At 62.3% G+C, this 21116-nt stretch carries 20 protein-coding genes; 11 read left to right on the top strand and 9 right to left on the bottom strand.

Annotated elements, in window-relative coordinates; genetic code table 11:
* Nucleotides 1-297: 297 nt before the first annotated feature.
* Both ASD31_RS15160 and ASD31_RS15155 read left to right on the top strand, forming a co-directional pair.
* Nucleotides 298-666, top strand: a complete 369-nt coding sequence (locus ASD31_RS15160; protein ID WP_056335301.1) for an Hpt domain-containing protein — start codon at nt 298-300, stop codon at nt 664-666.
* A 207-nt stretch (nt 667-873) separates the two neighbouring features.
* Nucleotides 874-1194, top strand: a complete 321-nt coding sequence (locus tag ASD31_RS15155; RefSeq protein ID WP_056335299.1) for a 2Fe-2S iron-sulfur cluster-binding protein — start codon at nt 874-876, stop codon at nt 1192-1194.
* A gap of 437 nt (nt 1195-1631) precedes the next feature.
* Here the strand turns inward: ASD31_RS15155 and ASD31_RS15150 are convergent, their stop codons facing one another.
* Nucleotides 1632-2252, bottom strand: a complete 621-nt coding sequence (locus tag ASD31_RS15150) for a DUF922 domain-containing Zn-dependent protease (protein WP_082520581.1) — start codon at nt 2250-2252, stop codon at nt 1632-1634.
* A 200-nt stretch (nt 2253-2452) separates the two neighbouring features.
* On the opposite strand from ASD31_RS15150, the gene folP reads away from it, so the two are divergent.
* The 3 genes from folP to folK are packed head-to-tail and all read left to right on the top strand — an operon-like array spanning nt 2453 to nt 4204.
* Nucleotides 2453-3313, top strand: a complete 861-nt coding sequence (gene folP / locus ASD31_RS15145) for a dihydropteroate synthase (protein ID WP_056335297.1) — start codon at nt 2453-2455, stop codon at nt 3311-3313.
* Nucleotides 3310-3678: a dihydroneopterin aldolase gene (gene folB / locus ASD31_RS15140; RefSeq protein ID WP_056335294.1), complete on the top strand. Its 369-nt coding sequence runs from the start codon at nt 3310-3312 to the stop codon at nt 3676-3678. The genes folP and folB overlap by 4 nt, the downstream gene beginning before the upstream one ends.
* Nucleotide 3679: 1 nt before the next feature.
* Nucleotides 3680-4204, top strand: a complete 525-nt coding sequence (folK, locus tag ASD31_RS15135) for a 2-amino-4-hydroxy-6-hydroxymethyldihydropteridine diphosphokinase (RefSeq protein WP_056335291.1) — start codon at nt 3680-3682, stop codon at nt 4202-4204.
* A gap of 36 nt (nt 4205-4240) precedes the next feature.
* Here folK and ASD31_RS15130 read toward each other — a convergent pair whose 3' ends face one another.
* On the bottom strand, nt 4241-4792 hold the full coding sequence (locus ASD31_RS15130; protein ID WP_056335289.1) for a hypothetical protein: 552 nt from the start codon (nt 4790-4792) through the stop codon (nt 4241-4243).
* Between the two features lie 257 nt (nt 4793-5049).
* Here ASD31_RS15130 and ASD31_RS15125 point away from each other — a divergent pair, with 257 nt between their 5' ends.
* Nucleotides 5050-5913, top strand: a complete 864-nt coding sequence (locus tag ASD31_RS15125) for a cytochrome b/b6 domain-containing protein (protein ID WP_056335287.1) — start codon at nt 5050-5052, stop codon at nt 5911-5913.
* On the top strand, nt 5910-6701 hold the full coding sequence (locus tag ASD31_RS15120; protein ID WP_056335284.1) for a molybdopterin-binding protein: 792 nt from the start codon (nt 5910-5912) through the stop codon (nt 6699-6701). Before ASD31_RS15125 ends, ASD31_RS15120 begins: the two co-directional genes overlap by 4 nt.
* On the opposite strand, the gene ASD31_RS15115 is transcribed toward ASD31_RS15120, so the two are convergent.
* The 3 genes from ASD31_RS15115 to ASD31_RS15105 form a co-directional block, all read right to left on the bottom strand.
* Nucleotides 6698-7762, bottom strand: a complete 1065-nt coding sequence (locus tag ASD31_RS15115) for a YcjF family protein (RefSeq protein ID WP_056335281.1) — start codon at nt 7760-7762, stop codon at nt 6698-6700. The genes ASD31_RS15120 and ASD31_RS15115 overlap by 4 nt on opposite strands.
* Nucleotides 7759-9222 (bottom strand): YcjX family protein, encoded by a 1464-nt coding sequence (locus tag ASD31_RS15110; protein ID WP_056335823.1) that lies wholly within the window; start codon nt 9220-9222, stop codon nt 7759-7761. The genes ASD31_RS15115 and ASD31_RS15110 overlap by 4 nt, the downstream gene beginning before the upstream one ends.
* A gap of 114 nt (nt 9223-9336) precedes the next feature.
* On the bottom strand, nt 9337-9864 hold the full coding sequence (locus ASD31_RS15105; RefSeq protein WP_056335279.1) for a SixA phosphatase family protein: 528 nt from the start codon (nt 9862-9864) through the stop codon (nt 9337-9339).
* 346 nt (nt 9865-10210) lie between these two features.
* On the opposite strand from ASD31_RS15105, the gene dksA reads away from it, so the two are divergent.
* A complete protein-coding gene (dksA, locus tag ASD31_RS15100) occupies nt 10211-10630 on the top strand; it encodes an RNA polymerase-binding protein DksA (RefSeq protein ID WP_018324683.1) in 420 nt (139 codons plus the stop codon).
* A 58-nt stretch (nt 10631-10688) separates the two neighbouring features.
* Here dksA and ASD31_RS15095 read toward each other — a convergent pair whose 3' ends face one another.
* Both ASD31_RS15095 and ASD31_RS26025 read right to left on the bottom strand, forming a co-directional pair.
* Nucleotides 10689-11672: a flagellar biosynthetic protein FliO gene (locus ASD31_RS15095; RefSeq protein ID WP_056335277.1), complete on the bottom strand. Its 984-nt coding sequence runs from the start codon at nt 11670-11672 to the stop codon at nt 10689-10691.
* A gap of 44 nt (nt 11673-11716) precedes the next feature.
* Nucleotides 11717-11860: a hypothetical protein gene (locus ASD31_RS26025; protein WP_156392678.1), complete on the bottom strand. Its 144-nt coding sequence runs from the start codon at nt 11858-11860 to the stop codon at nt 11717-11719.
* 170 nt (nt 11861-12030) lie between these two features.
* On the opposite strand from ASD31_RS26025, the gene cckA reads away from it, so the two are divergent.
* Nucleotides 12031-14631 (top strand): cell cycle histidine kinase CckA, encoded by a 2601-nt coding sequence (gene cckA, locus ASD31_RS15090; protein ID WP_056335274.1) that lies wholly within the window; start codon nt 12031-12033, stop codon nt 14629-14631.
* A gap of 328 nt (nt 14632-14959) precedes the next feature.
* Here the strand turns inward: cckA and ASD31_RS15085 are convergent, their stop codons facing one another.
* Together ASD31_RS15085 and ASD31_RS15080 are read right to left on the bottom strand one after the other, a co-directional pair.
* Nucleotides 14960-15883, bottom strand: coding sequence for a pseudouridine-5'-phosphate glycosidase (locus ASD31_RS15085; RefSeq protein WP_056335272.1), 924 nt, complete (start codon nt 15881-15883; stop codon nt 14960-14962).
* 31 nt (nt 15884-15914) lie between these two features.
* Nucleotides 15915-16862: a carbohydrate kinase family protein gene (locus ASD31_RS15080; RefSeq protein WP_056335269.1), complete on the bottom strand. Its 948-nt coding sequence runs from the start codon at nt 16860-16862 to the stop codon at nt 15915-15917.
* A gap of 236 nt (nt 16863-17098) precedes the next feature.
* Here ASD31_RS15080 and recA point away from each other — a divergent pair, with 236 nt between their 5' ends.
* Together recA and alaS are read left to right on the top strand one after the other, a co-directional pair.
* The gene (gene recA, locus ASD31_RS15075; RefSeq protein WP_056335267.1) at nt 17099-18190 is read left to right on the top strand and encodes a recombinase RecA; all 1092 of its coding nucleotides are present in this window, start codon (nt 17099-17101) and stop codon (nt 18188-18190) included.
* Nucleotides 18191-18412: 222 nt separating this feature from the next.
* Entirely contained in the window at nt 18413-21076 is a 2664-nt protein-coding gene (gene alaS, locus ASD31_RS15070) for an alanine--tRNA ligase (RefSeq protein ID WP_056335264.1), read from the top strand.
* The last annotated feature ends 40 nt before the right edge of the window (nt 21077-21116 follow it).

Below are 21116 nucleotides of genomic sequence, written 5' to 3'. Positions count from 1 at the left end.
CCTAACAATATCTTAATTGAAATCATTCCCGTTTATCGCTGAAAGCTGTTGGATTCGGCCGGTTTAACAGTCGTTAACCATGCCGAGCGAAAGCCGTGACCGCCCATGCCACTTTAACCGGATGGCAGCATCGAAGCCGCCAAAACAGATCCGTGGAAAAGCGGGCGCGCAGGCAGGTAGAAGCCCCGACCAGGGAACTTCGCCACCCTTGCGCCATGCGATAGAACGACAGGCCGAGGCAATTTCAAGGCGGACGGGCAGTTGCTCCAGAAAAGCACAGAACGGGGATAAGGGTACATGGCTGCACTGCGCATTGCATTCGAGGCGCCCGATACGATCGGGGCCGCTTGCCCGTCGGCCTCCAGACCGATCGATTTTCTTCACCTTGCCCAGCAGACGATGGGCGACAAGGCACTGGAAATCGAGGTGCTGCAGATTTTTGCGCGACAGGCACGGCAGCTGATGAAGGAGCTTTCCCCCGCCACCCCGGCGGAGCGGCAAGCCACGGCCCACCGGATGAAAGGCGCTGCTCTCGCTATCGGCGCATCCGCGGTCGCTTCGGCAGCGGCCAAGGTCGAGGGCGCGCCGGACGATGCCGGCCATCTGGCAATGCTCGCAGCCGCGGTGCTCGAGGCGGAAATGTTCATCCTCAAGCTCTGCCGGTAACCGCGCGGATAGATCGGCTCCAGCGATCGCGACGAAGGGTCACGGACGACCAAGGCCTTCGCCTGCCGGCCGCGTGTTGACTGGCGCGACGATTTGTTGGAAGAAATCAAAAGAAATTAGCCGCCTGCCGCCGCCGCCGCCTTTAGAAGGGGCGGCGTGATCGTTCCTGCGGCACGCCGATAAAACGCCAGGAATCCGGAAGAAACCATGCCAAAACTGACCATCATCGCCTTTGACGGCACGCGCCATGAGCTTGACGTCCAGAGCGGCTCCACCGTCATGGAAAACGCGGTGCGCAATTCTATTCCGGGGATCGAGGCGGAATGCGGCGGCGCCTGCGCCTGCGCGACCTGTCACGTCTATGTGGACGAGCAATGGTCGCCGACCGTGGGTGCGCCGGAGGCGATGGAGGAAGACATGCTCGATTTCGCCTATGACGTAAGGCCGACCTCGCGGCTGTCCTGCCAGATCAAGATGAACGATGGCCTGGACGGGCTCGTCGTTCACGTTCCCGAGCGCCAGGCCTGAGACTGGCCGAACGATGCTCTAGCAATACGCCGGCAAGAAAAAGCCCCGCAGGTCGTTGCCGACAAGCGGGGCGAGGAGGGCGCATTTCGAAGGGATGAGGGAGGGAACATCCGTCGAAAAAGCATACGCCAGGAGAACATCTGTGCATGACGGTCCGGACGGTCGGTTGCAATCCAGAACAGGACAGTCAAGCGCGAAACAATACTTCCGGCTTCTCTCGCCCGTCATGGGCGCATACTCGGGCGGAACCGGGTGAGGCGAGCAAAGCTTTCATGTGCTGTCTCTCACTCCATGATTGAACTATAGCGCAAGCTGCGTTGCTGTTCTATCGCTAGAAATCACCAATGAGATACTGTTGAGGCGCAAGTTTCGGGCCAGGCAGGTGAAGCAGCGCCGGGAACCTTGGCGGCCGTACGCCGCGGCGCCTGCTGCTCGCATCACTTCGTCATGCTATCCAGGCGATATTGCAGCAGCCGGATCATCCGTCGGTCGAAATTGACGGCCTCGGTGCGGTCGAAGCGGGCCTGGTCCCGGTCGTGTTTCTCGATGGCGGTCTCGCTCAATCGCGCCACGCGGGCCTGCATGCGCTCGCAATCGGCCTCGGGCTTCAGCGCCATAAAATCCTTTTCCAGCTTGCGGGCATGGTTGCGGGCGATCTCGGCATGGCGCTCCTCGTGACGTTTGATATCCCGAGACAGGGTGTCCCAGACGAGGGCGAGATCTTTGTTCGCCTTTTTTCGGTTTTTCCAGCGCGGCAGGATCAGCCTCGTGCTGAGCGTCACCTTGGCGCTGCCGACCGCGCAGCGTTCGCCGTGCTTCACATAGGTCACCGTGCCGCCGAACTTGATCTTGGTGGCGCCGGGATGGCGGGTGCCGGTCGAATTCATCATCGGCCCGTGACTGGACAGCGCCTTGTCGAGCTCTTCGGCCGTGCGCCCCCCCACGGAGAAATAGGTGATCGTCTTGTTGATGACGGTTTCGGCAGGCACTGTCGCGGGCAGGATCGTCGAGAAACCCGCAATCAGGAGCGCGGCGAAAGGAATGCGGGCAATGGGCATGGGGATGAGGTCTCGGCAGTTGAACTTCCGTCAAGCTTGGGGCATAGCCAGCCGGAGCGCAACAGCAAATAGAAGATGCTCCCGCGCTGGCGAAGATCGGATACCGGCGCGCCTCGGAAGCGGCGGATGCGTCTTTGCCACAGTCGCGCGCATGATGCCATCGCCCCAGGGTGGAAATTGATGGAAGGAAGTGTGACAGCATGAACGATCCCTTCCAGCCTTTCACCTGGAATCTGGCTCATGGACGGAGCCTGACGCTCGGCCCCAAGGGCATGCTGATGGCGATCATCAATGTGACGCCGGATTCGTTTTCGGATGGCGGCACCTATGACACGACGGAGGCCGCGGTCGCGCAGGGGCTGCGCTGCATCGAGGCGGGCGCTGACATCCTCGACATCGGCGGCGAATCGACCCGACCGGGCGCGGCCGCCGTGACCGCCAGCGAAGAACAGGATCGCATCCTGCCGGTCATCTCGAAACTGGCAAAAAATACCGATGTGGTTCTTTCAGTCGATACCTATCGCGCCGAGACGGCGCGGCTGGCAATTGCCGCCGGAGCGCATATCGTCAACGACGTGCACGGATTGCAGCGCGAGCCGGAACTCGCCGTGATCGCGGCCGCCAGCGGGGCGGGCCTCTGCATCATGCACACCGGCCGCGACCGTGAAAAACTGCCGGATGTCATTGCCGATCAATATCTTTTCCTGGAACGCTCGCTCGATATCGCGGCTGCGGCCGGCGTCGAGAGGCAGCATATCCTGCTCGATCCCGGTTTCGGCTTTGCCAAGGATACGCGGGAGAACCTCGAACTGATGGCGCGGTTCGAGGAATTGCGCGGATTTGGCTTGCCCTTGCTGGCCGGAACCTCGCGCAAGCGCTTCATCGGCGCGGTGACCGGCCGCGAGGCGCAGGAGAGGGATATCGGGACGGCGGCCACCACGGCATTGCTGAGAATGTTAGGCGCTGCGGTTTTCCGGGTACACGATGTCGCAATCAACAGGGATGCGCTGCTGATGGCGGATGCTATGCTTGCCGCAGAAAGACAGGGAGTTCGGCCATGACGGCGACCTATACGATCACGCTCAAGAACTGCGCCTTCTTCGCGCGCCACGGTGTTCATGACGAGGAGGAATTTCTGGGGCAGCGCTTTTTCGTCGATGCCGAACTCGACGTCGAACAGGGTAACGCCCTTGTCGAGGATTCGATCGACGATACCGTGCATTACGGCATCGCCTTCACCGAGATCGAGGCGATCATCACCGGCCGCCGGCGCTATCTGATCGAGGCGCTGGCGCTGGAGGTTGCAACCACGCTCTGTTCGCGCTTCCCGCAGATACGCCGGGCAAAGATCTCGATCCGCAAGCCGAATGCGCCTGTGCCCGGCGTGCTCGATTATGTCGAGGTCACCGTGGAACATTTTGCCTGACATGGGGTCGCATCTGGCAACGCTCGGCCTCGGCGGCAATATCGGCGATCCCGCCGCCGCCATGGCGCGCGCCCTGAACCTTCTCGACACATTGCCGGATTGCACTGTCACGGAAGTCTCAAGGCTTTATCGCACTCCGCCCTGGGGCAAAATCGATCAGGCCTGGTTCTTCAATGCCTGCGCGCAGGTTCGCACCGGGCTTTCCCCCGAAGAACTGCTTGATGCCTGCCTGTCGATCGAGCGGCGGATGAAGCGGGAGCGACTGGAGCGCTGGGGGCCACGCACGATCGATATCGATATCCTGACCGTCGACGGGCTGGAGCGGCGCACCGAGACGCTCGAACTGCCACATCCGCGCATGGTCTCGCGTGGATTCGTTTTGAAGCCGCTTGCCGATTTCGCGCCGGACCTCATCGTGTCCGGCCGGAGCGTCGCAGACTGGCTGCGAGACGCCGATGTCACGGGTATAGAAATTGCTGATCCGGGCACGGATTGGTGGCGCCGCCGCGCTGCATCCGGCGTCTGAACGAAATCAACCGCCGGGCCTGGCTGGGAACGCCTGCTACTTCTTGATCGATCCGACGGCTATATTGTCGAGTTCACGGCTGAGCCTGACGCCGATCACCGGCACCATCGTGTCCTCGACCTTGACGGAAATGGTGATGTTGAGGGTCGAAGGATCCTGGAGGCGCGCGATCATCGCGCCATTCAGCTTCTTGCGGTTGATCCCGACGACGACCTTGTCCTTGGCAACATTGCCCGAGACGATGTCGAGGCCCTTGCCATCGGCGCCATCGAGGAACCTGCCTGTATAGCTTTTGCCCGCCTGGGTAATGACGGCCGACATCGGCTGCTTGAAGACACCGACGCGGCAATGGCCGTCGAGCTTGATGCCGGCGGTTCCGTCGGCTGCTTCACCGGTCAGGTCGCAGGTGAATTTGGTGCCCTTGTATTTGCCGGCGACGATTTCGCCCGGGCCTTTCCACTGGCCGGAAACCTGCTCGAAAAACGCCTTGTCGCCGGCGCCCGAAAGGGCCGGCGAAGCAGCGCCGGCAACTGTGGCAAGCGTGGCTGCGGCAATGCCGCGAGCAATCAAAGAGGGGCGCGAAAACATAAACGATCCTTGATGGTCAGCGTCCGGAATGTGAAGCTACATTTGCGCTTAAATGGTTAATGGAGCGTTTCAGGTGCCACTTCGAAAGGCTTGTCCAACTCACGAAATGTTTCAGGCCGCCGGCTGCGTTTGGGGTTACGGAAACCACTGATGGCGGCTTTCACGGCAATATCACCAGGATGTGCGTGGCGGTGACAGGATATGCGTTTGAAACCGGTCGGCGGCTTGGTACGTAATGATGGAGTGGAGGATGGCAGATGAGCATAGTCGATGAGGTCGAATCGCGGCATGCCTCGGCGCGTGACGGGGGCGAGGTGATCTATCGGCACCGGGTGGCGACGCGTCTGACGCATTGGACCTGGGCGATCGCGCTGTTCTTCCTGCTCCTGAGCGGACTGCAGATATTCAACGCTCATCCCACCCTCTATATCGGCAAGCAATCCGGCTTCGAATTCGACAACAGCGTGTTGTCCATGCGGCCGATGCGGAATGCGGATGGTTCGGTCGATGGCTATACGACGGTCCTTGGCCAACGGTTCAAAACCACGGGTCTTTTCGGTATGAGCGGATCTGCGGAAAATCCATCCTATCGCGGCTTTCCCGCCTGGGCGACGCTGCCCTCCTACCAGGATCTGGCAACCGGACGGGTAATCCATTTCTTCTTCGCCTGGCTCTTCGCCGCCGCCTTCCTCACCTGGTTCTTCAGCAGCCTCTTAAGCGGGCACATCAGGCGCGATATCCTGCCTTCGCTGGACGATATCAAAAGCCTGCCACGCAGCATCGGCGATCACTTGCGGTTCCGCTTTCATCGTGAAAGCCGCTACAACGGCCTGCAGAAACTCACCTATGCGGCGGTGCTGCTTTTGATCTTTCCGCTGATCATCCTCACGGGCCTGGCCATGTCGCCCGGCATGAATGCTGCCTGGCCCTGGTTTCTGGACCTGTTCGGCGGGCGGCAGACGGCGCGCAGCATTCACTTCATTTGCATGGCCCTGCTGGTCGTCTTTTTCATCGTCCATGTCGTCATGATCGTCGCGGCAGGCCCGTTCAATGAAATGCGCTCGATCCTGACTGGTTGGTACCGGACTGATCCCGAGAAGAAGGAGGAGCACGGAGCATGAGCCCGCTCGCCATCAATCGCCGTCGTTTCCTCACGCTTGCCGGCGTTGCCGCCTCCACCGTTCCCCTGTCGGGCTGCGACGCGCTTGATGGATTTCTGTCGAACCAGAGCCCGGTGCGCGACGTCCTTGCCTCCGCCAATGGCCTCACTTATCGGGCACACCGCATACTGATCGGTGCGGACACTCTTGCACCGGAGTTTTCGGAGAGCGAAATCCGGCAAGGCCAGCGGCCGAACGGTTCCACCGATCCGAGCGAGCCTGAATATCTGGCGCTCAAGGACAAGACCTTTGCCGATTACCGCCTGACGATCGGCGGATTGGTGGAAAAGCCCGTGAGTTTCAGCCTCGCCGAACTGCGCAACATGCCGGCGCGCGCGCAGGTGACCCGGCACGATTGCGTCGAGGGCTGGAGCTGCATTGCCAAATGGACGGGCGTGCCCCTTTCCGCGGTTCTCGACGAGGTCAAGGTCAAGCCGGAGGCGCGTTTCGTCGTCTTCCATTGCTTCGACAAAATGAATCTCGGCCTGTCCGGCGCGGTGCCCTATTACGAATCGATCGACCTGATTGACGCCCGCCACCCGCAGACGATCCTCGCCTATGGATGCAACGATCAGGCGCTGCCGGTGGCCAATGGCGCCCCGCTCAGGGTCCGCATCGAACGCCAACTCGGTTACAAGATGGCGAAATATATCAAGGGCATCGAACTCGTATCGACGCTTGCTCCCTTCGGCAGCGGCAAGGGCGGCTTCTGGGAAGATCTCGGCTATGAATGGTATGCCGGGATCTAGCTTTCGTCCGGCGTTCGCTGCCGGGAGGCTCCGGGCGTCAGGTCGCCGATGAAGTCGCCAATGCCGGGGCGCTTCAGTGCCTGGAAGGGCATCGGCCGGCAGAGATCCATGGCGGCGATGCCGATGCGGGCCGTCATCAGGCCGTTGATCACGCCTTCGCCAAGCCGCGCCGACAGTTTCGAAGCGAGACCATGGCCAAGCACCTGCTGGACAAGGCCGTCGCCGACGGCGATGGAGCCGGTAACGGCGAGATGGGCGATGACATCGCGCACCAGCCGGAAAAGACCCAGCGTGCCCGGCCGGCCGCCATAGAGATCGGCCATCGAGCGGATTAGCCGGGCCGATTCATAGATGACGTAACCGAGATCGACGAGTGCGCGCGGGCTGACCGCCGTGACGATTGAGACGCGCTTGGACGCGTTGAGGATGAGGAAACGTGCCTCGCGGTCGAGCGGTGTCAGAAGCTCGCGCTCGATGAGATCGATGAGGTGCGGGCCGTCGATGATGTCCGTTTCGGTTTCCTTCAGCCGTAGCCGCCCGCGCGCTGTCTGAGGCTTCGTCGCCAGCAGATGGGTGAGATGCGCCATGACCTGGCGCGCCGGCTTCGGCCCCGGCGACAGGCCGGCATCCACGACCTCCTGCTTCAACGCCTGCACCGCATTCAGCCGCATCAGCCCCGCCGCCTCGCGGGCAATGACGGCCAGAAAGGCGAGAATGCCGATGGCGGCTGCCGCAATGGCGAGATAGCCGAGCCAGTCGGCACGGCTGAAAAGATCGCGCACGAGGCTGTCGACCCAAAGCCCGACGGCGAGCGACAGGAGGATGCCAAGCGCCCCGAAGGCGAGCTTGGCAAAGGAAAACCGGCGCCGGCGCGGTGTTGCGAGCGGAACGTCGGGAAGGGTGCTCGTCGTCGCGGCGAAAGGATCGTCCGCGTTTTCGGTCATGACGATCCTGTCGTCGAAGCTTGATGGCGCGCGACGTACTGTTTTCGAAGCTGACGGCTCGCTCTCAACCGTGAAGGCGGCCGGCTTTCGCTGGGGAATTTTCGGGATGTCGCTCATGCCAGCCGGTCTCCGAACAGGAATTGCATCGCCCGGTCGAGCCTAATATGCGGCACCGAAAGTTTCAGCCCGCCTCCGGTCTCCTCGATATGGGGCGGTCGAAAGCGAACGAAGTTCAGATCGGCAACCAGACTTTCCTGCGGCCGGACGTCAAGGTCTTTAAAAAGAACATCAGGATTGGCCGGTAAGTCACCGGTAAATATAGCTGTTTTACGGTTTCCGTCGAAGGTTTCTCCATTGATCGTCTCGCCGGAAATCGGTGTTCCGACAATGACCGGAAGAGCCTGGCCGTCATGGTTGACGGTCGCCTCCCGGGTTGCGCGCACCGAGGCGATCGCCATGACCTCGAGGCCGGTACCGCTCATTCCGATGCGCTCGACCGCGCGCTGGACCAGCCGCGCCGCGATCCGCTCCAGCCGATCATGGCTTTCGTGATGCAGGTGATCCGCCTTGGCGGCGGCGATCAGCACCTTGTCGATGCGCCTGGTCAGGAACGAGGTCAGGAAACCGTTGGTGCCGGGCCGAAAGCTTTCAAGCACGTCGGCCAGCGCCCCCTCCAGATCAAGGAGCGATTCCGGTCCGCGATTGATGGCCTGCAGCGCGTCGATCAGCACGATCTGCCGGTCGAGCCTGGCGAAATGATCGCGAAAGAACGGCTTGACCACATAGGACTTGTAGGCCTCGTAGCGCCGCTCCATCATCGCCCACAGCGAGCCTTTTGGCGCACGACCCTCGGGCAGGCTGGTGAGTGGAGAGAAGGTGAGGGCCGGCGATCCCTCCAGGTCGCCCGGCATCAGGAAACGGCCGGGGGGCAGCGTCGAGAGCGAGCGCTCGTCGGATTTGCAGGCGCGCAGATAGCGGGTAAAAGTCTCGGCAAGCCGCCGCGCATCGGCCTCCTCTGCCGGCGCGGCGAGATCGAGCGACGCCGCCAGCGTCCGCCATTCCGCCGAGAGTTCGGCGCGCATGCCGGTATTTGCCCGCGCCGCAGTTCTTTCGCTGAAGGTGCGAAAATCCTGGGCAAGCAACGGCAGGTCGAGCAGCCATTCGCCGGGATAATCGACGATATCGATCGACAGCCTGCCGGGCGAGAAAAGCCGGTTCCAGCCGCTGGCGCTCTCGTAGTCGAGCGTGATGCGCAATTGGGAGATCGCTCGCGTCGAATCCGGCCAGAGCCGATCGCGGACCAGTGCGGCAATGTGATCCTCGTATTGGAAGCGCGGCACGGCGTCGTCGGGCTGCGGTTCCAGCCGGATTTTCGACACACGCCCTGACCGGACCGCCTCGAATACCGGCAGCCGGCCGTTGTTCAGGAGGTTATGGACAAGGGAGGAGATGAACACCGTCTTGCCGGCACGCGAAAGCCCGGTGACGCCGAGCCTCAGCGTCGGGTTGACGAAATCCGATGCCCGGTCGGCCAGGGTGCCGAGTGCCAGGCGCGCGTCGTCGGTGAAGCGGTTCATGATGGACGTCAGGTCTTTCGTTGCGAACAGAAGACAATTCCGGCCGGAAGGCCGGGCGCGATCATAGGCGATATAGGTCGCCGGAGCGGCCGAAAAAAGAGAGTGCCGCACCCGTCACGCAAGATGGACGCCAGGATCGAGCCAGTCGGCAAGCCGGCCGATCGGCAATGGTCCGCCTGTGGGAGGCACGTCGAAATCCACCACAGCCAGGGCGCCCGGTGGATAACCGGCCGGAATGGCGCATGCGGCGGCCTCGTTGCCAAGGCATTCCTGCAGGATTTCCTCGATCACCGGATTATGGCCGACCACCATCAGCGAGGCGCGATCCGCCTGGGCGGCGATCAGGTCGCGATAGACGTTGACGGCTCCGGCATAGAGCGCGTCGACATGGCGGATTTCCAGATCCTCGCGCAGCGCCCGGCGGAAAGCATCGGCCGTCTGGCGGCAACGCAACGCCGTCGAGCACAGCACAAGGCCCGGCGAATAGCCGCGATCGGCCGCCGTGTCGGCAAGGATTTCGGCGTCGGCAAAACCGAGATCGTCCAGCGGCCGGTCGAAATCGGACTGCCCCGGAAGGGCCCAGGCGGCACGCGCGTGCCGGAGAAGATAAATCCGGAAAACCGGTATCGGGGCGACGGACATGAGGCGGGGTCCCAAACGATTTTCGCACAGATGGCAGAGCGCCTTCGGCAGGCGTCCTGCATATGGCTTTGTCCGATGCCGCCACCGAAAGATCAAGCCGCCCCATCCATTTCTTCGGATTCATTGCTGCGCGAGAGGCGCAGTCAATTGTCCGCACTGACGACCAGTCTCGTGTCCGGGCTATTACACGGAAATCTAGCAGACTGTAATTTTGGTGAAATATGAACCTGTTAGGCTCAATGTAAGCAGAGATTAAAAAACAGTGGGCTGTTTTTCAGAGACTTGAAACGGCGTCGGCATGGGTCTATACACCGCCGCACATGAGATGTTCTTCAGGAGAATCGCGTTGAGTGAGAAGATCGATCTTAGTTCCTTCGTCCTGTCCGAGACCGAGGAATTCATGAACACCAACCAGCGTGCGTATTTCAGGGCGAAACTGAACGCCTGGAAAAACGATATCCTCCGTGAGGCGCGTGAAACGCTCGGACACCTCGCAGAGGAAAGTGCAAACCACCCGGATCTTGCAGACAGGGCCTCTTCCGAAACCGACCGGGCCATCGAGCTTCGGGCCCGCGACCGGCAGCGCAAGCTGATCTCCAAGATCGATGCCGCGCTGCAGCGGCTCGACGAGGGGACCTACGGTTACTGCGAGGAAACCGGTGAACCGATCGGATTGAAGCGTCTCGACGCGAGGCCGATCGCCACCCTTTCGATCGAGGCGCAGGAGCGTCACGAGCGTCGGGAAAAAGTCTACCGCGACGAATAGTTAAACCGGTATCACATCAAAACGGCGCGATGATCTCGCGCCGTTTTTCTTTGTCTGCTTAATTCTTGCGACCGACCGCGATCTCGTTGAGCATCCGGTTCATCTCGTCTTCGAGCGTCGGTTCGGTCCGCCCACCGGGTGCGTTGCTAAGCCGCGGCTCCTGTCGGACCGCCGTTGCCGGAGAGGGAGCAGGCGTTCGCCTGTCGCCATCGACGCGCACATCCTCCGCCGTCAGCTTGCCAAGGTCGCCGCTGATCTCGGCATCGAGAATACGCTCGAATTCCGTGGCGACGGGATCTTGCTGGTCCTGCGGACCCTGAGGCCCGGGCGCAATGGTCGTTGGCGTCTGCGGCAGAGGGCGTGGGTGCGCAGTCGTCTGGTTTGCCGCAAGGACGCGGCTCCTGGCCGCCTCCAATATGTCTTCCGGCGACTTGGCAGAGGCCGTCGCCACCGGCGTTCCGCCGGGGGATGCAACGGGCTGGGGACGCGGGGGCATCTCAGCGACCGCTTTCCGCTCGGGAAGCGGTTGGCGTGGCGCTGCGGCAGAGGAAGGGGCAGCAAGGGTTTCCGGCCTTGCCCGTACCGACGCCGTCGGCCTGACAACCGCAGATGTACCCGTGTCTTCGCCGTAGAGAACCTGTCCCATTCCGGAAACCGGCGCAGCGCCGGGTTCAGCCGGCAGCTGGGCGCGTCGCTCGGGACGTCCGGTCGTTGCTTCGGGGGCGGACGCCGTTACCTGCGGCACGGGCCGCGCCTGGGTGGCGATCCTGCTTTCGATGACGACGTCGGTCGGCCCGCCGATCATGATCAGATGCTCGACATCGTCGCGCCGCACCAGAACCAGCCGTCTGCGGGTATCGATCGCGGCAGCATCGAGGACGGCGAGCCGCGGCTGGCGGTTCTTGCCGCCGCGGATGAAGGGCGAGGACGGACGGTTTCGGATGAACCAGAGCACGGCGACGAGGCAGAGCAGCCCGAGCGCCACGGCGCCGGCGGCAATGATGAAACGCGTACCGTTGTTGCCAACGATATCCTCTATCATGTGCTATTCTCCTTCCTAAAATGCGGCTCTGAGGCTCAGCTCGCTCATTTGACGGTTTTTTTCGGACAGAGACAAGCAGCGCCTTCGATTTGTCCAAGCCTCATTGTTCGCTGGCGATATAGCGCGCCGTGCCGCTTCGGCGAGGCCATGGCGGACATTCCCTGTGAATTGTCGGCGATGGCTTTCATGCAGGTGCTTTCTGCGCTTGGCTGCGGCTGTTAAAGATGATTCTCGCTTGGCGCTCGCGGTTCGCCGGCGCGGGTCGATGACCTGTCGCCCGACTGTCGGGCCGGGCAGGCGGCCCGAACTTGCGCATCCATTCCGGAGGCGCCGATGCCGGTTGCAGACGAGGACTTTGATGACGAAATTGCGTCAGGCCGGTGATTACCACATGCCGATTGTGGACCGTGGAACCCGGCCGGGCACGGTGCTGCGGATCATTCTGCTTGCCATCGTCCTCACAGGCTCGGCCGTCGCCTTCGTCGTCTTCAAGAACCAGCTCGAAAACGAGATCGTGCTTGGCATTCTCGGCGTGCTGGCCATGGTCGGCATCTTTTTCCTGGTGTCCTCGGTGATCGGCTTTATCGAGGTCATGCCGCAATCGCGCCCGGATGAACTCGCGCGTGCCTTTCTCGACGGTCACCAGGACGGTACGCTGGTGACCGACCGAAAGGGCCGGATCATCTATGCCAATGCCGCCTATGGTGCGCTCACCGGGGCGACGAAATCGACCGATATCCAGTCGCTGGAAACCATCCTGTCGCGCAATCGCGAGGCGACTGAAGCGATCTATCGGCTGACCAACGGGTTGCACGAGGGCAAGCCCGGCCATGAGGAGTTTCGGTTGCTGAAGCCGCTGCGGCCAAGCGGCGGGCCGGCGGGATCGGGGGCGCATTGGTTCCGGCTGAAGGCGCGGGTTTTGCCCCTGGAGGATGGCGAGCGCAACCCGCTCTATATATGGCAGATTTCCGACATCACCTCCGAGCGGGACGACCAGGAGCGCTTCTTCAAGGAATTGCAGAACGCCATCGACTATCTCGACCATGCGCCGGCCGGCTTCTTTTCGGCCGGCAGGAAGGGCGAGATCTTCTATGTCAACGCGACGCTCGCCGACTGGCTGGGTCTCGACCTGACGAAATTCCAGCCGGGCTCGATGACCATTGCCGATCTTGTGGCGGGCGAGGGGCTGGCGCTGGTGCAATCCGTCCAGGCGGAGCCGGGCCTCAAGAAGACCAAGACGCTCGACCTCGACCTGCGCAAGGCAAACGGCCAGAGCTTTGCGGTGCGCATGGTGCACCGGGTTTCTTCGACCCGCGACGGCGCACCCGGCGAAAGCCGCACCATCGTGCTTGCCCGCTCGAGCGACGACGAGAGCGACCAGTCGGCCTCGATTGCCGCAATGCGCTTCACCCGCTTCTTCAACAATACCCCGATGGCGATCGCCTCGGTCGATGGCGACGGGCGGATTCTCAGGACCAATGCGCCGTTCCTCAAGCTGTTTTCGGCCGTTGTTTCGCAGGACGACATGGAACACGGCGCGCTGCTTGAGGCCGTTGTCCATCAGAGCGAGAGGTCGCGGCTGCACGAGGCGCTGGACGCCGCCAAGGACCGGCAAGGCGATATCGCGCCGATCGATTCCCTGCACCCGACCGACGAGGCGCGGCATTTCCGCTTCTACGTCAATGCCGTGATTGACCAGAGCGACCAGGCGCCGGAGGAGGCGGCGATCGTCTATGCGGTGGAGATCACCGAGCAGAAAGCGCTCGAAACCCAGATGGCGCAGACCCAGAAGATGAATGCCGTGGGCACGCTTGCCGGCGGCATCGCGCATGATTTCAACAATGTGCTGACGGCGATCCTCCTGTCGTCCGATCATCTGCTTTTGTCGGCGCGTCCCTCGGATGCGAGTTTCGCCGATCTGATGGAGATCAAGCGCAACGCCAATCGCGCGGCCGTGCTGGTCCGCCAGCTTCTGGCTTTCTCCCGCAAGCAGACGATGCGCCCGACCGTGCTTTCCATGACCGACGTGGTTGGCGACCTGCGCATGCTGGTCGATCGGATGACGGGAACCAATGTCAAGCTCGAGGTCGATTACGGCCGCGATCTGTGGCCGGTGCGCACCGACCTGGGGCAGTTCGAGCAGGTGGTGCTGAACCTTGCCGTCAATGCCCGTGACGCCATGCCCCATGGCGGCGTCATCACCTTGCGCACGCGCAACCTGCCGGCGGCAGACGTCGCTGCGCTGAACCGGCGCGACCTGCCGGAAGACGACTACGTGATGATCGAGGTGTCCGACCAGGGCACCGGTATTCCGCCGGAAATCCTCGACAAGATCTTCGAGCCATTCTTTACCACCAAGGAGGTCGGCAAGGGCACAGGGCTCGGTCTGTCGATGGTCTATGGCATCATCAAGCAATCGGGCGGCTATATCTATCCCGAATCCGAAATGGGCAAGGGAACGACCTTCCGCATTCTTCTGCCGCGCTATGTCGAGGAAGAGCAGCCGGCCGGGGCAGGCGGCGAGGCGGCATTGGCCGTGCCGCTTTTGAAGGCGCCGGCAAAGCCGGAGGAGCCGGCGGACCTCACCGGCAATTCGGCCGTCGTTCTCCTGGTGGAGGACGAGGAGGCGGTGCGCCGCGGCGGCAAGCGCATGCTGGAAACCCGCGGCTACACCGTCCACGAGGCTGGCTCCGGCGTCGAGGCGCTGGAGATCATGGAAGAGCTCGGCGGCGCCGTCGATATCGTCGTCTCCGATGTCGTCATGCCGGAAATGGACGGCCCGACGCTGCTGAGAGAAATCCGCAAGACCTATCCGGATCTGAAGTTCATCTTCGTCTCCGGTTACGCGGAAGACGCCTTTGCCCGAAATCTCCCCGCCGACGCCAAGTTCGGTTTCCTGTCCAAGCCCTTCTCGCTGAAGCAGCTTGCCGTCGCGGTGCGGGAAATGCTGGATAGTTGAGCGGCAGCAAGCACTGCTGGCGGTCTTTGCCGCCGACCCCAAGCGAAAAGCGGCGCGAAGCTGGACTTGGTCATTCATCGAATGTCCGGGTTGGCACGCGGTACCTATTCTCTCCGTCATGCCTGTGCTTGTCACAGGCATCCAGCCAGCCCAAGTCTTTGGGCTGAGGGGTCATTTGACCCGACGGACGTCGGGTCGCTGGATCCCCGCCACAAGGGCGAGGAAGACGGAAATCGGAGTTTCGATCTCTTCTCACAAGGGATTTCAGCGTTTGTCAGCAGTCTGAGGGCGGCGTGAAACCGGCTTTAGTCCCTGTCCATGAAGCGGCCTAGATCAGCGCGACCGCAATCTCGGCCGCCAGCCGCGCATTGTTCTCCACGAGCGCGATATTGGTTGCGAGGCTGCGGCCATCGGTCAACCGGAAAATGCTGTCGAGAAGATAGGGCGTCACCGCCTTGCCGGAAATCTCGTCACGGGCGGCATTGTCGAGCGCGCGGGCAATATAGATTTCCATTTCATCGCGCGGGATTTCGTTTTCCTCAGGCACTGGATTGGCGATCAGCATGCCGCCATCGACGCCGAGCTGGTCGCGCATCCTCTGGAAATTGGCAATCGCTGCCGGACTGTTGAGCATCAACGCGCTTTTCAGGCCGGAATCGCGTGACCAGAAGGCCGGGAATACCTCGCTGTCATAGGTGACCACCGGAACGCCACGCGTTTCCAGCACTTCCAGCGTCTTCGGGATATCGAGGATGGCTTTGGCCCCGGCGCTGACGACGATGACCCCGGTGCGGGCCAGTTCATCGAGATCGGCGGAAATGTCGAAACTCTCCTCGGCCTTGCGATGCACGCCGCCGATGCCGCCGGTGGCAAAGACGCGGATGCCGGCCCGGGCAGCGGCAATCATGGTCGCGGCGACCGTGGTGGCGCCGGTGCGGCGTTCGGCCAGCGCAAAGGCAAGATCGGCGCGCGACAGTTTCATCGCGTCCTGCGTCTGCGCCAGCGCCACGAGCTCGGCGTCCTCCAGCCCGATATGCAGCACGCCGTCGATGACCGCGATGGTTGCCGGCACGGCACCTTCCTCCCGGATGATCGCCTCGACGCTGCGGGCCATGTCGAGATTGCCGGGAAAGGGCATGCCATGGGTGATGATCGTCGATTCCAACGCCACGATCGGTGCGTTGCGCGCCTTGGCGGCGGCGACTTCGTCGGAATATGCCATCGGCAACAACGGAGAGAATGGCTTGGTCATAGCAAGTCCTTTCAAGGCTTGAACGGCGCGTTCATGACAGGATTTCCGCCGGCGGCACAAGCGCAATCGCTTCCGCAAGTGTTTCGGCGGACATTTTTTCCGACACCGCCAGCGGCGAGCGCACGGTAACGACGGAAGCGGCAATGCCGGAGCGCAGGCACATCTCCAGTGCTTCGCCGGCAAGGAAGGCCGACAGGAAACCGGCGGCAAGCGCATCACCGGCACCGGTGACGTCGCCAAGGGTATCGAGGCTTGGCGGCGAAACGCAGACCGCTTGGCTGCCCTCGAAGGCGATCGCGGGCTTCCCGCCGCGGGTGACGACGCCGCCACTGAGGCCGGTGGCGCCAAGCACGGCCGGCCATTCGGCGGGATCGGCGACATCGCGGCCCGCCAGGGCGCGTGCCTCGGCCTCGTTCATGAAAAGGAAGCGGATTCCCGAAAGACTGCCGGAAAGCCGCACCACCTTTGCCGGCGAGATGGCGATTGCCGCCACCGGCTTGCGTTCCGCTCCGGCCCGTTCGATCAGGCCCGCCAGCGTCTCCGCCGACAGATTGGCATCGGTCACGATAAGGTCGCTCATGGAAATATGATCGCGCATCGCCCTCTGCTGCAATCGGCGCGGCGAAAACATCCGGTACAGGTCCATGTCGGCAAGTGCGATCACCAGATTGCCGTCATTCTCGAGAATGGCGGTGTAGCTCGGGGTCTTGCGATCGAGGAAAACGAAGGGGCAATCGACGACACCGGCGTGCAGGGCAGCCTGCGCCACCATTTCGCCGGCCGCGTCGCCGCCACGCGGGCTGATCATCCTGACCACCGAGCCCAGCCGGGCGAGATTGCGGGCAGCATTGAAGCCGCCGCCGCCGGCCTCCTCGAACCAACTGCCGGGATTGCTGGCACCCGGCACGGTCTCCCCGGCGATGCGGGCGCGCCGGTCGATATGCGCGCCACCGAAGATCGAAACAGTCTTGCCCGTCATGCGATTTCCCGTCCGTTTCCGCCTACGATTCGAGGCTTGGCGCCATCGGAACGCCTTCATTCGTCACTGTCACGGCAAGTTTCACATTGCCCGGAACAAAAATTGAACAAAAGCCATTTTATTTCGTGAATTCAGCTCCGTAGAGGGTGCTTGCAATACGAGAACAAAAAGTGTACAAACCTTTCAGCGGCGGCTTCATTGCCTCATTAGCTTCCATAACCTAAAAGGTGGATCACATGGCACAAAATTCTTTGCGGCTTGTAGAGGACAAATCGGTGGATAAAAGCAAGGCACTTGAAGCGGCTCTCTCCCAGATCGAACGGTCGTTCGGCAAGGGATCGATCATGAAGCTCGGTGGAAAAGACAGCATCATCGAGATCGAAACCGTTTCCACGGGGTCTCTCGGCCTGGATATCGCGCTTGGCATCGGCGGTCTTCCCAAGGGACGCGTTATCGAAATCTATGGTCCCGAAAGTTCGGGCAAAACGACGCTGGCCTTGCAGACCATTGCCGAGGCCCAGAAGAAGGGCGGCATTTGCGGCTTCGTCGATGCCGAACATGCGCTCGATCCGGTCTATGCCCGCAAGCTCGGCGTCGACCTCGAAAACCTGCTTATCTCCCAGCCCGACACGGGCGAGCAGGCGCTTGAGATCACCGATACGCTGGTACGCTCCGGCGCGCTCGACGTTCTCGTCATCGATTCGGTCGCGGCGCTCGTTCCGCGCGCCGAAATCGAGGGTGAAATGGGCGACAGCCTGCCGGGTCTCCAGGCGCGTCTGATGAGCCAGGCGCTGCGCAAGCTGACTGCATCGATCTCCAAGTCGAACTGCATGGTCATCTTCATCAACCAGATCCGCATGAAGATCGGCGTGATGTTCGGTTCGCCGGAAACCACGACGGGCGGCAACGCCCTGAAGTTCTACGCCTCCGTCCGTCTCGATATCCGCCGCATCGGCGCCGTCAAGGAACGCGAGGAAGTGATCGGCAACCAGACCCGCGTCAAGGTCGTCAAGAACAAGATGGCGCCGCCCTTCAAGCAGGTCGAGTTCGACATCATGTATGGCGAAGGCGTATCCAAGACCGGCGAACTGGTCGATCTCGGCGTCAAGGCCGGCATCGTCGAGAAATCCGGCGCCTGGTTCTCCTATAACAGCCAGCGCTTGGGGCAGGGTCGGGAAAATGCCAAGTCGTTCCTGCGCGACAATCCCGATACGGCCAGGGAGATCGAGCTCTCGCTGCGCCAGAATGCCGGCCTGATCGCGGAAAAGTTCCTTGAGAACGGCGGTCCGGAAGCGGGCGACGACGATGACGATGCCGCTCTGGCATAAGCTCGACTGAATTTTGCAAGTCTTTGCCGGCCGCTCCTTCAAGGGGCGGCCGGTTTTCTTTTGCCGTCTGGACAGGGATTGGCCCGACCGTTAAAAGCCTGTGTTCCAATGGGCGCGCGCGGATCGGCAAATTCCGGCGCCCGGTGATTTCAGGAGTTTTCCGGTTCGCGAGGTCCGCCAAAGGGCAGGCGAGCGGTGTGATGTGAGAGATAAGGGCGCAATATGAGCGGCGTGAATGAAATCCGGTCGACATTCCTCGACTACTTCAAGAGGAATGGCCACGAGGTTGTTTCCTCAAGCCCGCTTGTTCCGCGCAACGATCCGACGCTGATGTTCACCAATGCCGGCATGGTGCAGTTCAAGAATGTCTTCACCGGCCTTGAACAGCGCCCCTATTCGACCGCCGCGACGGCGCAGAAATGCGTGCGCGCCGGCGGCAAGCACAACGACCTCGACAATGTCGGCTATACGGCGCGCCACCACACATTCTTCGAGATGCTCGGAAATTTCTCCTTCGGCGATTATTTCAAGGAGCGGGCGATCGAGCTCGCCTGGAACCTGATCACCAGGGATTTCGGCATAGACGCCAGGCGGTTGCTCGTCACGGTCTATCATACCGACGACGAGGCCTTTGGCTTGTGGAAGAAAATCGCCGGGCTCAGCGACGACCGCATCATCCGCATCCCGACGAGCGATAATTTCTGGGCCATGGGCGATACAGGCCCCTGCGGTCCGTGTTCCGAGATCTTTTACGATCACGGCGACCATATCTGGGGCGGTCCCCCCGGCTCGAAGGATGAGGATGGCGACCGGTTCATCGAGATCTGGAACCTCGTCTTCATGCAATATGAACAGGTGACCAAGGACGAGCGCGTGGATCTGCCGCGCCCGTCGATCGACACCGGCATGGGCCTGGAGCGAGTGGCCGCCCTGCTTCAGGGCAAGCACGACAATTACGACATCGATCTGTTCCGTGCTCTGATTTCGGCCTCCGAGGAGGCGACCGGCGTCAAGGCGGAGGGCGACCGGCGCGCCAGCCACCGTGTCATTGCCGACCATCTGCGCGCCTCCGCCTTCCTGATTGCCGATGGCGTCCTGCCGTCCAACGAAGGCCGCGGCTATGTGCTGCGTCGCATCATGCGCCGCGCCATGCGCCATGCGCAATTGCTTGGTGCCCGCGATCCGCTGATGTGGAGGCTTCTGCCGGCGCTGATCGGCCAGATGGGCCGCGCCTATCCGGAACTGGTGCGCGCCGAGACGTTGATCTCCGAAACGCTGAAGCTGGAGGAAACCCGCTTTCGCAAGACGCTGGAGCGCGGCCTGGGCCTGCTGTCTGACGCCACAAGCGATCTCGCCGAGGGCGACCGGCTTAACGGCGAAACCGCTTTCAAGCTCTACGATACCTATGGGTTTCCGCTCGACCTGACGCAGGATGCCCTGCGTGCCCGCGGCATCGGCGTCGATACGGACGCCTTCACCGCCGCCATGCAGCGGCAGAAGGCCGAGGCGCGCGCCTCCTGGTCCGGCTCGGGCGACAAGGCGACGGAAACGATCTGGTACGAGTTGAAGGAAAAGCTTGGTGCCACCGAATTCCTTGGCTACGACACGGAGACCGCCGAAGGTGTGGTCCAGGCGATCGTCAGCGACGGCAAGGCGATCGATACCGCTTCAAAGGGCGAGACCGTCCAGCTGGTGCTCAACCAGACGCCGTTCTACGGCGAATCCGGCGGCCAGATGGGCGATACCGGCACTATCTCAACCGATCATGCAAAGCTGACGGTGACCGACGTGCAGATGCGCGGCGAGGGCCTTTTCGTGCATTTCTGTGTCGTCGAGGAAGGCACGGTCAAGGTCGGCGATGCCGCAGCACTCGCCGTCGATCACGCCCGTCGGCTCCGCCTGCGCGCCAATCATTCGGCAACGCATCTTCTTCACGAGGCGCTGCGCGAAGTGCTCGGCACCCATGTGGCGCAGAAGGGCTCGCTGGTAGCGCCCGAGCGGCTGCGTTTCGACGTGTCCCACCCGAAGCCGATGACGGCGGACGAGTTGAAAATCGTCGAGGAAATGGCCAATGAAATCATCGTCCAGAACGCAGCGGTGACGACCCGCCTGATGAGCGTCGACGATGCGATCGCCGAGGGTGCCATGGCGCTGTTCGGCGAGAAATATGGCGATGAAGTGCGCGTCGTATCCATGGGGCAGGGCCTTCGCGGCGCCAAGGCCAACCGGCCCTATTCCGTCGAGCTTTGCGGCGGCACCCATGTCGGCGCCACCGGCGAGATCGGCCTGGTGCGTATCGTCGGCGAAAGTGCCGTTGGGGCCGGCGTGCGCCGGCTCGAAGCGCTGACCGGCCCGGCCGCACTTGCCTATCTCAACGAACAGGACGAGCGGGTGAAGACGCTCGCTTCGGCGCTGAAAGTGCAGCCTGCCGAGGTGCAGGCGCGTGTCGAGGCGCTGATGGATGAGCGGCGCAAGCTCGAGCGCGAACTGAACGAGGCGAAGAAGAAGCTGGCGCTCGGCGGCGGCGAAGCCGGCGGTTCCGCAGATCAGGTGCAAGAGATCGCGGGCACGAAATTCCTCGGCAAGGTCGTCACCGGCGTTGAGCCGAAGGATCTGAAGAGCCTTGCGGATGACGGCAAGAAGAGCCTCGGCTCCGGCATCGTCGCCTTCGTCGGCGTCTCGGGTGACGGCAAGGCGAGCGCCGTGGTCGCCGTCACCGATGATCTGACATCGCGTTTCAGCGCCGTCGATCTCGTCCGCGTCGCCTCCGCGGCGCTTGGCGGCAAGGGCGGCGGCGGCCGTCCCGACATGGCGCAGGCCGGCGGTCCGGACGGTGAAAAGGCAGCGCAAGCCATCGAAGCCGTCGCGGCTGCCTTGGTCGGTTAGCTGTCAGGCGGGCAGAGAAAGCAGGAAGTCAGGCTGTGAA

It is taken from the genome of Rhizobium sp. Root482 (genome assembly GCF_001426565.1).
In the GTDB taxonomy this organism is placed as follows: Bacteria; Pseudomonadota; Alphaproteobacteria; order Rhizobiales; family Rhizobiaceae; genus Pararhizobium.
The sequence above is the reverse complement of the archived record's forward strand: the minus strand, read 5'-3'. Positions and strand labels throughout refer to the sequence as shown.

What these genes read in the sequence shown, in the direction of transcription:
- ASD31_RS15160 (WP_056335301.1), top strand. Translation starts at nt 298, where the DNA reads ATGGCTGCACTGCGCATTGCATTCGAGGCGCCCGATACGATCGGGGCC.
- ASD31_RS15155 (WP_056335299.1), top strand. Translation starts at nt 874, where the DNA reads ATGCCAAAACTGACCATCATCGCCTTTGACGGCACGCGCCATGAGCTT.
- ASD31_RS15150 (WP_082520581.1), bottom strand. Translation starts at nt 2,252, where the DNA reads ATGCCCATTGCCCGCATTCCTTTCGCCGCGCTCCTGATTGCGGGTTTC.
- folP (WP_056335297.1), top strand. Translation starts at nt 2,453, where the DNA reads ATGAACGATCCCTTCCAGCCTTTCACCTGGAATCTGGCTCATGGACGG.
- folB (WP_056335294.1), top strand. Translation starts at nt 3,310, where the DNA reads ATGACGGCGACCTATACGATCACGCTCAAGAACTGCGCCTTCTTCGCG.
- folK (WP_056335291.1), top strand. Translation starts at nt 3,680, where the DNA reads ATGGGGTCGCATCTGGCAACGCTCGGCCTCGGCGGCAATATCGGCGAT.
- ASD31_RS15130 (WP_056335289.1), bottom strand. Translation starts at nt 4,792, where the DNA reads ATGTTTTCGCGCCCCTCTTTGATTGCTCGCGGCATTGCCGCAGCCACG.
- ASD31_RS15125 (WP_056335287.1), top strand. Translation starts at nt 5,050, where the DNA reads ATGAGCATAGTCGATGAGGTCGAATCGCGGCATGCCTCGGCGCGTGAC.
- ASD31_RS15120 (WP_056335284.1), top strand. Translation starts at nt 5,910, where the DNA reads ATGAGCCCGCTCGCCATCAATCGCCGTCGTTTCCTCACGCTTGCCGGC.
- ASD31_RS15115 (WP_056335281.1), bottom strand. Translation starts at nt 7,762, where the DNA reads ATGAGCGACATCCCGAAAATTCCCCAGCGAAAGCCGGCCGCCTTCACG.
- ASD31_RS15110 (WP_056335823.1), bottom strand. Translation starts at nt 9,222, where the DNA reads ATGAACCGCTTCACCGACGACGCGCGCCTGGCACTCGGCACCCTGGCC.
- ASD31_RS15105 (WP_056335279.1), bottom strand. Translation starts at nt 9,864, where the DNA reads ATGTCCGTCGCCCCGATACCGGTTTTCCGGATTTATCTTCTCCGGCAC.
- ASD31_RS15095 (WP_056335277.1), bottom strand. Translation starts at nt 11,672, where the DNA reads ATGATAGAGGATATCGTTGGCAACAACGGTACGCGTTTCATCATTGCC.
- ASD31_RS26025 (WP_156392678.1), bottom strand. Translation starts at nt 11,860, where the DNA reads ATGAAAGCCATCGCCGACAATTCACAGGGAATGTCCGCCATGGCCTCG.
- cckA (WP_056335274.1), top strand. Translation starts at nt 12,031, where the DNA reads ATGACGAAATTGCGTCAGGCCGGTGATTACCACATGCCGATTGTGGAC.
- ASD31_RS15085 (WP_056335272.1), bottom strand. Translation starts at nt 15,883, where the DNA reads ATGACCAAGCCATTCTCTCCGTTGTTGCCGATGGCATATTCCGACGAA.
- ASD31_RS15080 (WP_056335269.1), bottom strand. Translation starts at nt 16,862, where the DNA reads ATGACGGGCAAGACTGTTTCGATCTTCGGTGGCGCGCATATCGACCGG.
- recA (WP_056335267.1), top strand. Translation starts at nt 17,099, where the DNA reads ATGGCACAAAATTCTTTGCGGCTTGTAGAGGACAAATCGGTGGATAAA.
- alaS (WP_056335264.1), top strand. Translation starts at nt 18,413, where the DNA reads ATGAGCGGCGTGAATGAAATCCGGTCGACATTCCTCGACTACTTCAAG.